This window comes from Janthinobacterium sp. GW460-12-1-14-LB5, assembly GCF_059423585.1.
On record NZ_JBWKYD010000017.1, the window covers coordinates 24,968 to 37,937 of the forward strand.

Below are 12,970 nucleotides of genomic sequence, written 5' to 3' on the forward strand. Positions count from 1 at the left end.
GGTTACTGCGGGGGTCTTGCAGTGAACGCTTACTGCTGTGGTTTAGGTTTCGCTTCTTCACGGCGGTTGTATCCCGCCACCATATCGAAGCGGAACAGACGGCATTCCAGCGCGCCGTTGAAGAATGGCGTCTTGCGCGCTTCCTTCAGACGCAGCAGCTTGGGCAAGCCCAGGTCGGCCGTGAACAGGAACACGGTCCAGCCAGCGAAGCGCTGCTTCAGGGTCGTGCCCATGGCCGAATAGAACGACGTCGACAATTCATCTTCCGGGATGGTGCTGTCGCCGCGCACGCCGATACGCTCGCCGTACGGCGGGTTGGTCAGCATGATGCCCGGCACGTCGCTTGGCGGCTTGACTTCCTGCGCCTCGATCTGTTTCAGCGGCACGTCGAAGCGCACGCCCGCGCAGCGCAGGTTATGGCGCGTCATGGCGACCATGTCACCCGAAATGTCGCTGCCGAAAATGGTCGGTTCGGCCGGCAGCGGATTGACCTTGATGGCGTTTTTCATGGCATTCCACGGCGCGGGATCGAAGTCGTGGAAGTTTTCGAACGCGAACTGGCGCGACGCGCCCGGCGGAATGCCCTGCAGCATCTGCGCCGCTTCGGCCAGGATGGTGCCGGAACCACACATGGGATCGAACAGCACCATGCCAGGCTTCCAGCCCGACACGCGCAGCAAGCCGGCGGCCAGGTTTTCGCGCAACGGCGCGTCGCCCGTCTCTTCACGCCAGCCGCGCTTGAACAGCGCTTCGCCCGAGGTATCGAGGTAGACGGTGAACGTGTGCGCGTCGAGGAAGCCGACGATGCGCATGTCCGGCGTCTTGGTGTTGACCGATGGACGCTCGTTGAACTGGTCGCGGAAGCGGTCGCAGATCGCGTCCTTGATTTTCAGTGTCGTGAATTCCAGGCTGCGCAGCGGCGATTTCACGGCCGTGACGTCAACGCGAATGGTGTGGTGCACGCCGAACCAGTCTTCCCAGGCTTGCGCCAGGGTCAGGTCATAAATGTCGTTTTCCGTCTTGTAGCCGGAATGGGCCATGCGCATCAGCACGCGCGAAGCGATGCGCGAATGCAGGTTGATGCGGTAAGAGTCCAGCAGGTCGCCCGAGCAATGCACGCCGCCCGGCACCTGGTTGTGGACCTTCATGGTCGCACTATCCTGGGCGATCTCGCCCAGTTCCTCGGCCAGCGCCGCTTCCATGCCGCGCGGGCATGGGCAAAAATATGAAGCCATAATTAGGATACCTTTTATCCGTTGAAAAACACGTTCAATGAAAACCCAAAAAAAGGCCGGGGTCGTACCCTCAGGGTACGACCCCAGTTCTGCTCTTGGGGTTACTAACTACTCTCTAAAAACTACTTCTCCAGCGCCCGCTCGACAAAATCGAGCCTGTCCTGGCCCCAAAACCCTTCGCCATCGACGATGTACCACGGCGAGCCGAAGACGCTGGCGGCGGTAGCTGCCTCGGTGTTGGCATCGTATTCGGCCTGCACGCTGGCCGTCTCCGACGTTTTCAGCAACTGGCGGCCTTCGAAACCCGCGTCGAGGGCGATCTGCACCAGGGTTTCCTCGTCGCCGATGTTGCGCTCTTCGGCCCACAGGCCGCGCATGATGGCGTGCGCCAGATTCAGCGACGCTTCCACGCCGTGCGCCAGGCGCGTGGCGATGATCAGCTTGGCCGCCGCTTCCGGCGAGACGGGGAAGAACTTCGGCTGCAGATTCAAGGGCACTTGCAAAAAGGCCGACCAGCGCGCCAGCTCGGCCAGGCGATACGCCTGACGCTGCGGCGCGCGCTTGGCCAGCGGCAGGCCGCCCGAGACGCTGAAGACCTTGCCCAGGTCGAAGGGGCGCACGTCGATCTGTGCGCCCGTCTTAGCGGCGATGGCCATCAGGCGCGCGTGCCCCAGGTAGGTCCATGGCGAGTGGGGCGCAAAGAAATATTGCACGACTTTGTTCTGGCTTGCACTCATCACGACTCCCTTAGAAAGGCTTGACCACGACCAGCACGACGACGGCCAGCAGCATCAGCACCGGCACTTCATTAAACCAGCGGAACCAGGTGTGGCTGCGCTTGTTGAGACCTTTTTCAAACTTGCGCAGGATGGAACCGCAGGCGTGGTGATAGCCGAGCAGCAGCACCACGAACGTCAGCTTGGCGTGCATCCAGCCCGGCATCTTCATGCGGCCCTCGCCTCCACCGTACAGCATCCACATCAACGCCAGTCCCAGCACCATCGCCGGCAGCGCCAGCAGGGACATGAAGCGGTACAGCTTGCGCGCCATCAGCAGCAGGCGTTCGGTGGCCACCGTTTCCGTCTCCATCGCCAGGTTCACGAAGATGCGCGGCAAATAAAACAGGCCGGCAAACCAGGACATGACGAAGATGATGTGGAAGGCTTTGGTCCAGAGAAAGAGCATGGGATTCCCAGTGTCAGAGAGCTACAGAAATGAGAGCGCGGGCCGCCTTGTGGGCCGCCCGCGAAGACGTACTACCTACGATGCCTACTTGCGTACTTCGCCGTGGCCAAAGACCACGTACTTGAGCGAGGTCAGGCCTTCCAGTCCCACCGGACCACGCGCGTGCAGCTTGTCGTTCGAGATGCCAATCTCGGCCCCCAGGCCGTATTCGAAGCCGTCGGCGAAACGCGTCGACGCGTTCACCATCACCGAGGCGGAATCGACTTCGCGCAGGAAGCGCAGCGCATCGCTGTAGTCTTCCGTGATGATGGATTCCGTGTGCTTCGATGAGTACCGGTTGATGTGATCCATCGCTTCGTCGATGCCGTCGACCACTTTCACCGACAGGATCGCCGCCAGGTATTCGGTGGACCAGTCTTCCTCGGTGGCAGCTACCAGATGCGGATAAGCGGCGGCGGCCAGGATCGCATGGCTTTCCGGATCGGCGCGCAGTTCCACCTGTTTGGTCAGGTACAGTTCGGCCAGCTGCGGCAGCACGGTAGCGGCAATGGCGCGCGACACCAGCAAGGTTTCCATGGTGTTGCAGGTGCCGTAGCGGTGGCACTTCGCGTTGAAGCCGATATCGATCGCCTTCCGGATATCGGCCTTGGCATCGATGTAGACGTGGCAGATGCCATCGAGGTGCTTGATCATCGGCACGGTGGCCTCGGCCATCAGGCGTGCGATCAGGCCCTTGCCGCCGCGCGGCACGATGACGTCCACGTATTGCGGCATGGTGATGAGGGCGCCGACGGCGGCGCGGTCGGTGGTGTCGATCACTTGCACGGCATCGGCCGGAAGACCTGCTCCCAGCAAGCCCTCCGCCACCAGCTTGGCCAGCGCGCGGTTGCAATGAATCGCTTCCGAGCCGCCGCGCAAGATCGTCGCGTTGCCGCTCTTGATGCACAGGCCGGCCGCGTCCACCGTCACGTTCGGACGCGCTTCATAGATGATGCCGATGACGCCCAGCGGCACGCGCATCTGCCCCACCTGAATGCCCGTCGGGCGGAACTTCATGTTCGAGATTTCGCCGATCGGATCGGCCAGCGACACGATCTGCGTCAAGCCTTCGACCATGGTGGCAATGGCGGCATCGGACAGGGTCAGGCGGTCGAGCATGGCCGGCGCCAGGCCGGCGGCGGCCGCCGCATCGAGGTCGCGCTGGTTGGCCGCGCGCAGCAGATCGGCATCGCGCACGATGGCGGCGGCGATCAGGCTCAAGGCGCGGTTGCGCGTGGCGCTGTCGGCGCGCGCCATGGCGCGCGAAGCGGCGCGCGCGCGCGTGCCCACGTCCTGCATATATTCTGTGATGTCCATGCTCGTATCCATATAGTAAAAAACTAGCCTCGGGCGATCTTCAGGCCCAGCTGCAGCATGGCATCCCAGGCATCGCCCGCGTAGCCCTTGGCGCGCAAGCCCTTGATCATCTTGTCCACTTGCGCCGCCTGCTGCAGCGCCGCTTCCAGCACGGGCAGCGAAATGCGCCGCAGGGCCGGTTCCATCATCCGCTCGCGCGGACCCCAGATGCGGTATTCCTTCAGCAACGCACCCAATGGACGCCCTTGCGCCATGCCGGCCTTCAATTTTAACAGCGTGCGGATTTCCTCGGAAACGGCCCACAAGACCAGCGGCAGCGCCTCGCCCTCGCCTTTCAAGCCTTCGAGCATGCGCACCAGGCGCGCCGGGTCGCCGGCCAGCATGGCTTCGGACAGCTTGAAGACATCGTAGCGGGCCACGTTCAGCACCGCGTCCTGCACTTGTTCGTACGTCAGCTTGCCCGCCGCGTGCAGCAAGCCCAGTTTCTGGATTTCCTGGTGCGCCGCCAGCAAATTGCCCTCCACCCGTTCGGCGATGAAGTCGATGCTGGCACGCTCGGCGCTTTGCCCCTGCGCAGCCAGGCGCTGGGATATCCACGCCGGCAACTGCGCCCGCTCCACATTCGGAATCTCGATATACACGGCAGCCTGCTGCAGGCTGGCGACCCAGGCCGCCTTCTGCGTGGCCCAGTCCAGCTTGGGCAAGGTGATCAGGGTCAGGTTGTCGGGACTGAGATTTTTCGCATAGCTTTGCAGCGCCGCGCCGCCATCCTTGCCCGGCTTGCCGGTGGGGATACGCAGCTCGATCATTTTCCTGTCACCGAACAGCGACAGCTCCTGGTTCGCCGCCAGCAATTCGCCCCACTTGAAGCTGCGCTCCACCGTCAGCACGTCGCGCTCGGAATAACCCTGCGCGCGCGCCGCGCGGCGGATCTTGTCGGCCGCTTCCAGCGCCAGCAGGTGTTCATCGCTGGTGATCACATACAGCTGCGCCAGCGGCTTGGCCACATGCCCATCGAGCGCGTCTATCCGCAATTGCATGGCGTCCCCGTTACTGCTGCGGGGCTGCCGGCGCGACCGGCGCCACGGGCGCCACCGACATGGCCGGCAGCACCGGCTTGATGGCGGCCAGGCGGCGCATGATCTGCTGCACCAGGTCGTTGCGCATGTCGCGGTACAGCGCTGCTTCCTCAGTCTCCTTGGCCAGCACCTGCGACTCGTCGAAGGTGATCGGACGCACCAGATTGATGGTGGTCGGCGCCAGCAACTGGTTGCCGGCCTTGTCGACGACGCGGAAGTTGATCGAATAGCCGAGCTGGTATTCCTGCACGCGGCCATTTTTGTTCAGCGACAAAATGGTCTTGGTACGGTTCCTCTCCGGGTCGCTGAGCACTTCAAGCACGGCGTCGGCGCCATCCTTGGTGTTCACCACCTCCGTGCTGCCGATGGCGCGGATATAGCGCTTCAAGCCGATCGCCAGCGGCGACGTCTCGGGCAAGCCGATATACATCGTCGCGAACGGCAGCATGAAACTGCCGTTCGAACCGCGCAAGTGAAAGCCGCAAGCCGACAGCAGAACCGTCAGACCCAACGCCAGCATGGCGCGGCGGCCCAACAGCGATACGGAAGAGGAAGTCGTCATGATTACACCACGATGCTGATTAACTTGCCTGGCACGACGATGATCTTCTTCGGCGTGGTCTCGACATACTTCTGCACACTTTCGCACGCCAGCGCGGCCGCTTCGATGCTGGCCTTGTCCGCATCCTTGGACACCGTGATCGAGCCGCGCAGCTTGCCGTTCACCTGGATCATCATCTCGATCTCGGACTGCTCCAATGCGGCCGGGTCGACTTGCGGCCAGGCGACGTTGAGCAGGTCGCCGTGCACGCCAGCGTAACCCAGTTCCTGCCACAGCACGTGGGTGATGTGCGGCGCGACAGGGTTCAACAGGCGCAGGAAGATGGAGAAGCCTTCGGCGATCAGCGCCTTCGACTGCGCGCTGTCGTCCAGCTTGGCCGACTCCAGCGTGTTGAGCATCTTCATGCAGGCCGACACCACGGTGTTGTACTGGATACGCTTCAAGTCGTAATCGGCTTGCTGCAGCAGCTTGTGCAATTCGCGGCGCAGATTTTTCTGCGCGTCGCCCGTGGCCGGTGCGGCAGCGCCAGCCAGTGCGGCCTGAATCGTGGCCGACTGGGCGTAGCCGAAGTTCCACACGCGGCGCAGGAAGCGGTTCGCGCCTTCGACGCCGCTGCCCGACCATTCCAGCGTCTGTTCCGGCGGCGAGGCGAACATGGTGAACAGGCGGGCCGTATCGGCGCCATACTGCTCGATCTGCGCTTGCGGGTCGATGCCGTTGTTCTTCGACTTCGACATTTTTTCCGTGCCGCCGATTTCCACCGGCTGGCCGTCGGCCACCAGGATCGCGCTTTGGGGGCGGCCCTTGTCGTCGAGCGACAGGCGCACGTCGTCCGGGTTGAACCAGGTGGTCTTGCCCGCCGCGTCCTTGCGGAAGTACGTTTCGTTGAGCACCATGCCTTGCGTCAGCAGGTTGACGAATGGCTCGTCGAACTTGACCAGGCCGAAGTCGCGCATGATCTTGGTCCAGAAGCGCGCGTACAGCAAGTGCATGACGGCGTGCTCGATGCCGCCGATGTACTGGTCCATCGGCATCCAGTAATCGTTGCGCGCGTCGACCATGGCGTCGTTCGAGCCTGGCGAGGTATAGCGCATGTAGTACCACGACGAATCGACGAAGGTATCCATGGTGTCCGTCTCGCGGCGCGCCGGCTTGCCGCACTGCGGGCAGTCGCACTGCAGGAAGGCTTCGTATTTGTTCAGCGGATTGCCCGTGCCGTCCGGCACGCAGTCTTCCGGCAGCACTACCGGCAAGTCTTTTTCCGGCACCGGCACCACGCCGCAGTCGGCGCAGTGGATCATCGGGATCGGCGTGCCCCAGTAGCGCTGGCGCGAGATGCCCCAGTCGCGCAGGCGGAACGTGGTTTTCTTCTCGCCCAGGCCCAGTTCCGCCAGATCGGCGGCTACCGCATCGACGGCGGAAGCGAAATGCAGGCCGTCGTATTTGCCGGAGGCGACGCAGACGCCGTCCTTGCTGCCATACGATTCCTGCCAGGCGTCTGTCGAAAATTCCTGGCCCTTGACTTCGATCACTTGCTTGATCGGCAGATTGTATTTCTTGGCAAAGCCGAAATCGCGTTCATCATGCGCCGGCACGCCCATCACGGCGCCGTCGCCGTAGGTGATCAGCACGTAGTTGCCGACCCAGACTTCCACTTGCGCGCCCGTCAGCGGATGCGTGACGAACAGGCCGGTCGGCATGCCCTTCTTCTCCATCGTCGCCATGTCCGCCTCGATGACGGAGCCGAGCTTGCATTCGGCATTGAAGGCGGCCAGCGCAGGATTGCCTTGCGCGGCGTGGATGGCCAGCGGGTGTTCGGCGGCCACGGCGCAGAAGGTCACGCCCATGACGGTGTCCGGACGGGTGGTAAATACATACAGCTTGCCGTCGCCGATCAGGGCGCCGTTCGCGTCCTTGATCTCATGCGGGAAGGCGAAACGCACGCCCGTCGACTTGCCGATCCAGTTGGTCTGCATGATGCGCACGCGCTCTGGCCAGCCCGGCAGCTTGTCGTCCACATACGCCAGCAGCTCTTCCGCGTAATCGGTGATGCGCGCGTAGTACATGGGGATTTCGCGCTTTTCGATCAGCGCGCCGGAACGCCAGCCCTTGCCGTCGACGACTTGTTCGTTGGCCAGCACGGTCTGGTCGATCGGGTCCCAGTTCACGGTACCCGTCTTCTTGTAGATGATGCCTTTTTCCAGCATCTTGAGGAACATCCACTGGTTCCATTTGTAATATTCGGGCTTGCAGGCGGTCATTTCGCGCGACCAGTCGATGGCCAGGCCCATCGATTCCATCTGCTGCTTCATATGGGCGATGTTCGAATACGTCCATTGCGCGGGCGGCACGTTGTTGGCCATGGCCGCATTTTCCGCCGGCATGCCGAACGCATCCCAGCCCATCGGCATGAGCACATTGTAGCCATTCATGCGCAGGTAGCGGTACATCACGTCATTGATTGTATAGTTGCGCACGTGACCCATGTGCAGCTTGCCCGAAGGGTAAGGCAGCATTGAGCAAGCAAAATACTTGCCTTTTGGGAAACGCGGGTCGTGTTCGACGGCTTTATAGGCGTCGATCGCCTTCCAGTGCGATTGGGCGGCTTGTTCGACGTCGGCGGGACTATATTTATCTTGCATAATGGATGTGCGACCAGCGTGGCCCGGCCAATAGTGGATATGAACCGAGCATTATACTGGTTGTCGCGGCCCGATAGCGCGGCGCCCTGGCAGCCCGGGCCGGCATATTTTTGCGAGCGCACAATTATGCTGTGTGATATATACACAATCTTGTTCTTTGCATCAAAGCCGGCCATGATCATCTACCAGGAAGTCGCCCCCATCCCCGCCCTGCGGCCATGGCTGGACTGCGTCTGGACCTGCCGCGTGCAGACGGGCGCCACGCCCCTCACGCACCAGGTCTTGCCGGACAATTGCATCGACATCCTGTGCCAGGACCAGCAGGACGCCAGCTTTGCCGTCGGCATGATGACGGCGCCGATTGCCGTCGTCAGCCAAGGGCTCGTGCAGACGGTGGCGGCCCGCTTCAAGCCAGGCGCGGCGGCGCGCTTCTTCCAGTTGCCCCTGTGCGAACTCAATGATGGACGTGCTGATCTGCGGCAGCTGTGGGGCCGCGACCTGGCGGCGCGCCTCGGTGACGCGCTGTGGAGCGACCCCTTGTCCAACGCGCAAAGAGTTTCCATTTTGCAAGATTACCTGCTGCTGCGCCTGCGCCAGGGACCGCCGCTGCGCCCGGCCGGCGTCGCCGAACATGCCATTGCCGCCATCGAAGGCGCGCACGGCATGTTGCGCGTGGATGGCCTGGCGCAGCAGCTGGGCGTGTCGCGCCAGCACCTGGCGCTGCAATTCCGGCGACAAGTCGGCATCAGCCCGAAACTGTTTGCCCGCATCTGCCGTTTCCGGGCCGCCAGCACTGGCTTGAAAAACCTGCCGCAGCAGCCGGACTGGGCGCAAGTGGCCTTGCAATACGGTTATTTCGACCAGTCGCATCTGATCCACGACTTCCAGGATTTCGCCCGCAGTTCGCCCGAGGCCTGGCTGACGGACCGGCGCGCATGAGCACCTTCCATTTTTCCAATCGCGCGGCGCGCGCCGGTGGCATGATGGCGTCATGCATTTCAACCAACAGGAGCAGAACATGATCAAGGGCTTGCGCACCGTCACCTATCCCGTCCCCGACCTGGACCAGGCCAAGGCCTGGTATAGCCAGGTATTCAATGCCACGCCGTATTTCGACCAGCCTTTCTATGTCGGCTTTGCCATCGGCGGCTTCGAGCTGGGCTTGCTGCCGGACGGCCAGCCCGGCACGCAGGGCAGCGTGACGTACTGGGGCGTGGACGGCATCGAGCAGGAAGTCGAACGCATCGTCGCGCTGGGCGGCACCCTGCACCATCCGATCACGGACGTGGGCGACGGCATCCGCACGGTGGAATTGCTCGATCCGTTCGGCAACCAGATCGGCCTGATCGACAATCCCCACTTCGATACGGCCAAGGTACGTTAAGTTGCATTAAACGGCAGCTTCGCCTTGCAGCCACAGCCGGAACTGCTGCAAGGCCAGCTTTTCATGCGCCGCCTCGGGCGTAATCAGGTAATATGCCCGCTGGCCGCGCAGTGGGCGCTCGCACACGATGCGCAGCTCGCCACGCGCCAGTTCCGCCTCCACCAGCATACGGGGCAGCAAGACCACGCCCTGTCCCTGCACGGCCGCCATGGCCAGCATGGAAAACAGTTCATAGCGGGCGCCGTAGCGCGCCCCTTCTCCTTCGACCTGCATGGCGTCAAACCATTGGCGCCAGGCGCCAGGCCGCGTACTTTGCTGCAACAACGTCAATGCCAGCATATCCTGCGGCTGCCAGACGCTGCGCGCCGCCAGCACACGGGGGCTGGCGACGGGCACGATTTCTTCATGCATGAGCAAGGTGGCGCGCGTGCCGGGCCAGCGCGCCAGCTGCTCGGGCGTGCCCGCGTACAGGGCGCCGTCGTATTCCGTATCGGCAAACATGAACGGCTTCGTATAGGCATCGATATGCACGACGATGTCGGGGTGCAAGCCTGCCAGTGTCGATAGGCGCGGCATCAGCCAGCGCGTGGCGAACGTGGGCACCGAGGCCAGCTGCAGCGCCCCGCCGCCGCCCTGGCGCGCCATCGTATCGAGCGTGTCGCGCTCCAGTCCATCGAGGCGGGCCGCGATCTGGCGTGCATACGCGGCGCCGGCGCTGGTCAGCAGCACGCCATGGCGCGTGCGCTGGAATAGTTGCACACCAAGAAAGCTTTCCAGGGAGGATATCTGCCGCGAGACGGCGCTTTGCGTCAGCGACAGTTCGCGCGCCGCATGCGTGTAGCTTTGGTGCCGCGCCGCCGCCTCGAAGCAATTTAGCGCTTGCAGCATGGGAATTTTTCGCGACATGGCATCTCAAAGGAAGGAAAAGAAACGCCAGTATGCCGCAAGATATGCGTCACACGCATGTCTGGGTGCGAATAAATCGTTTGCGCAAGGCTAGGCAAGAACCTACCATGAGCCATATTCAATCTTGCGCCGATCACCGGCGCTCACCTGCGAGGCCTGTGATGAGCAAAACCGTATTCGACTGGAATTCCCCCCTGCTGCTGGAAGAACAACTGACGGGCGACGAACGCGCCGTGCTGGAAGCGGCGCGCGACTATTGCCAGGGCAGCCTGGTGCCCAGGGTTCTCGAATCGTTCCGCCATGGCCGCACGGATGCCGCCATCTTCCGCGAAATGGGTGAACTGGGCTTGCTGGGCACCACCATTCCCGAAGAATACGGCGGCGCCGGCCTGAACTACGTCTGCTACGGCCTGGCCGCGCGCGAAGTCGAGCGCGTCGATTCGGGCTACCGCTCAATGATGAGCGTGCAATCGTCGCTGGTGATGGTGCCGATCAACGCTTTCGGCAACGAAGAAACCAAACAGAAATACCTGCCGAAACTGGCGACGGGCGAATTCATCGGCTGCTTCGGCCTGACGGAACCGAACCACGGCTCCGACCCTGGCAGCATGGTCACGCGCGCGCGCAAGGTGCCAGGCGGCTACAGTATCTCCGGCGCCAAGATGTGGATCACCAACAGCCCCATCGCCGACGTGTTCGTCGTCTGGGCCAAGGACGATGAAGGCGCGATCCGCGGTTTCGTCCTGGAAAAAGGCTGGAAAGGCTTGTCGGCGCCGGAAATCCACGGCAAGGTCGGCTTGCGCACCAGCATCACCGGTGAAATCGTCATGGATGAAGTATTTTGCCCGGAAGAAAACGCCTTCCCCGACGTGCGCGGCCTGAAAGGTCCGTTTACTTGCCTGAACAGCGCCCGCTACGGCATCGCCTGGGGCGCGCTGGGCGCGGCCGAGGACTGCTACCTGAAGGCGCGCCAGTACACGATGGATCGCCAGCAATTCGGCCGCCCTCTTGCTGCGAATCAATTGGTACAAAAGAAACTGGCAGATATGTTGACGGAAATCACCATGGGCTTGCAAGGCTGTTTGCGCCTGGGCCGCATGAAGGATGAGGGTTCGCCCGCCGTGGAAATCACCTCGATCATGAAACGCAACAGCTGCGGCAAGGCGCTCGACATCGCCCGCGTGGCGCGCGACATGATGGGTGGCAACGGTATTTCCGACGAGTTCGGCGTCATCCGCCATCTGGTCAACCTGGAAGTGGTCAACACCTATGAAGGCACGCACGATGTGCACGCGCTGATCATCGGCCGCGCCATCACCGGCATCGCCGCCTTCAACTAATGGACGCCTTGGCTTCCACCCTGCGGCCCGCGCCGTTGAACGGCTTGCGCGTGCTGGACCTGTCGCGCGTGCTGGCCGGCCCGTGGGCCGGACAAATGCTGGCCGACCTCGGCGCCGACGTGGTCAAGGTCGAGCAGCCGGGTCGCGGCGACGACACGCGCTCCTGGGGGCCGCCGTATCTGAAGGACGAGGATGGCCGCGACACGGCCGAAGCCGCCTATTTCCAGTGCGCCAACCGCAACAAGCGCTCGCTGTGCATCGACCTGGCCGCGCCCGAAGGCCAGGCGCTGGTGCGCCAGCTGGCGGCCGAATCGGACGTGCTGCTGGAAAATTTCAAGCTCGATGGCTTGAAGCAATATGGCCTGGACTCTGCCAGCTTGCTGGCGCTCAACCCGCGCCTCGTGTACTGCTCCATCACGGGTTTCGGCCAGGATGGGCCGTACGCGGCGCGCGCCGGCTATGACTTCCTCATCCAGGGCATGGGCGGCTTGATGAGCATTACGGGCGTGCCCGATGGCCAGCCGGGCGCCGGGCCGCAAAAAGTGGGCGTGGCGCAAACGGACATCCTGACGGGCTTGTACGCCACCATCGCCGTACAGGCGGCGCTGGCAGAACGCGAGCGCTCGGGCCTGGGCCAGCATATCGACCTGGCCTTGCTCGACGTGCAAGTGGCGGCCTTGGGCAACCAGGCGGCGAATTACTTGTGCGGCGGTAAGGTACCTCAGCGCATGGGCAATGCGCATCCGAACATTGTTCCATATCAAGACTTTCCCACGGCCGATGGCGACATGATTCTGGCGATCGGCAACGATGGGCAATTCTCGCGCTTTTGCGCCGTCGCCGGCCATCCGGAATGGGCGCAGGACGAACGTTTCGCCACCAATCCGCAGCGCGTGGCGCACCGGGCGATCCTGATTCCGCTGATGCGCCAGACCACGGTCATGCGCACGACGGCCGAATGGATCAGCGCTTTCGAGGCGCAAGCCGTGCCGTGCGGCCCCGTCAACCGCATCGACCAGGTCTTTGCCGACCCGCAAGTGGTGGCACGTGGCTTGAAAGTGGAAATGCCGCATCCGACGGCGGGGACTGTTGCGCTGGTGGCCAATCCCGTGCGCTTGTCGGCTTCACCGGTGCAATACCGCTTGCCGCCGCCGTTGCTGGGGCAGCATACGAACGAGGTGCTGCAGCAGTGGCTGGGCCTCGATGGCAGCCAGATCGACGGTTTGCGCGAACGCAAGGTCGTCTAAACAAAAACGCCGGCCAGTTGCAAAACTGTCCGGC

The 12,970-nt window shown here is 63.0% G+C and carries 12 protein-coding genes; 4 read left to right on the plus strand and 8 right to left on the minus strand.

Annotated elements, in window-relative coordinates; genetic code table 11:
* Nucleotides 1–29: 29 nt before the first annotated feature.
* The 7 genes from AC07X6_RS18140 to leuS form a co-directional block, all read right to left on the minus strand.
* On the minus strand, nucleotides 30–1,235 hold the full coding sequence (locus AC07X6_RS18140) for a THUMP domain-containing class I SAM-dependent RNA methyltransferase (protein ID WP_442908040.1): 1,206 nt from the start codon (nucleotides 1,233–1,235) through the stop codon (nucleotides 30–32).
* 122 nt (nucleotides 1,236–1,357) lie between these two features.
* Nucleotides 1,358–1,972 (minus strand): 2-hydroxychromene-2-carboxylate isomerase, encoded by a 615-nt coding sequence (locus AC07X6_RS18145; RefSeq protein WP_494791912.1) that lies wholly within the window; start codon nucleotides 1,970–1,972, stop codon nucleotides 1,358–1,360.
* Nucleotides 1,973–1,982: 10 nt separating this feature from the next.
* Nucleotides 1,983–2,420: a CopD family protein gene (locus AC07X6_RS18150; protein WP_076565768.1), complete on the minus strand. Its 438-nt coding sequence runs from the start codon at nucleotides 2,418–2,420 to the stop codon at nucleotides 1,983–1,985.
* Between the two features lie 84 nt (nucleotides 2,421–2,504).
* On the minus strand, nucleotides 2,505–3,776 hold the full coding sequence (locus tag AC07X6_RS18155; RefSeq protein WP_494791913.1) for a glutamate-5-semialdehyde dehydrogenase: 1,272 nt from the start codon (nucleotides 3,774–3,776) through the stop codon (nucleotides 2,505–2,507).
* 23 nt (nucleotides 3,777–3,799) lie between these two features.
* Nucleotides 3,800–4,816, minus strand: a complete 1,017-nt coding sequence (holA, locus tag AC07X6_RS18160; protein ID WP_230539157.1) for a DNA polymerase III subunit delta — start codon at nucleotides 4,814–4,816, stop codon at nucleotides 3,800–3,802.
* Nucleotides 4,817–4,826: 10 nt separating this feature from the next.
* The gene (locus AC07X6_RS18165; RefSeq protein ID WP_230539158.1) at nucleotides 4,827–5,417 is read right to left on the minus strand and encodes an LPS-assembly lipoprotein LptE; all 591 of its coding nucleotides are present in this window, start codon (nucleotides 5,415–5,417) and stop codon (nucleotides 4,827–4,829) included.
* 2 nt (nucleotides 5,418–5,419) lie between these two features.
* Nucleotides 5,420–8,059 (minus strand): leucine--tRNA ligase, encoded by a 2,640-nt coding sequence (leuS, locus tag AC07X6_RS18170; RefSeq protein WP_230539159.1) that lies wholly within the window; start codon nucleotides 8,057–8,059, stop codon nucleotides 5,420–5,422.
* Between the two features lie 174 nt (nucleotides 8,060–8,233).
* Here leuS and AC07X6_RS18175 point away from each other — a divergent pair, with 174 nt between their 5' ends.
* The gene (locus AC07X6_RS18175; RefSeq protein ID WP_494791914.1) at nucleotides 8,234–8,998 is read left to right on the plus strand and encodes a DUF6597 domain-containing transcriptional factor; all 765 of its coding nucleotides are present in this window, start codon (nucleotides 8,234–8,236) and stop codon (nucleotides 8,996–8,998) included.
* Nucleotides 8,999–9,050: 52 nt separating this feature from the next.
* Entirely contained in the window at nucleotides 9,051–9,443 is a 393-nt protein-coding gene (locus tag AC07X6_RS18180; RefSeq protein ID WP_494791915.1) for a VOC family protein, read from the plus strand.
* 6 nt (nucleotides 9,444–9,449) lie between these two features.
* Here AC07X6_RS18180 and AC07X6_RS18185 read toward each other — a convergent pair whose 3' ends face one another.
* The gene (locus AC07X6_RS18185) at nucleotides 9,450–10,349 is read right to left on the minus strand and encodes a LysR substrate-binding domain-containing protein (protein WP_494791916.1); all 900 of its coding nucleotides are present in this window, start codon (nucleotides 10,347–10,349) and stop codon (nucleotides 9,450–9,452) included.
* A gap of 161 nt (nucleotides 10,350–10,510) precedes the next feature.
* Here AC07X6_RS18185 and AC07X6_RS18190 point away from each other — a divergent pair, with 161 nt between their 5' ends.
* Nucleotides 10,511–11,689 (plus strand): acyl-CoA dehydrogenase, encoded by a 1,179-nt coding sequence (locus AC07X6_RS18190; RefSeq protein WP_230539163.1) that lies wholly within the window; start codon nucleotides 10,511–10,513, stop codon nucleotides 11,687–11,689.
* Nucleotides 11,689–12,936: a CaiB/BaiF CoA transferase family protein gene (locus AC07X6_RS18195; RefSeq protein WP_494791917.1), complete on the plus strand. Its 1,248-nt coding sequence runs from the start codon at nucleotides 11,689–11,691 to the stop codon at nucleotides 12,934–12,936. The genes AC07X6_RS18190 and AC07X6_RS18195 overlap by 1 nt, the downstream gene beginning before the upstream one ends.
* Nucleotides 12,937–12,970 lie beyond the last annotated feature (34 nt).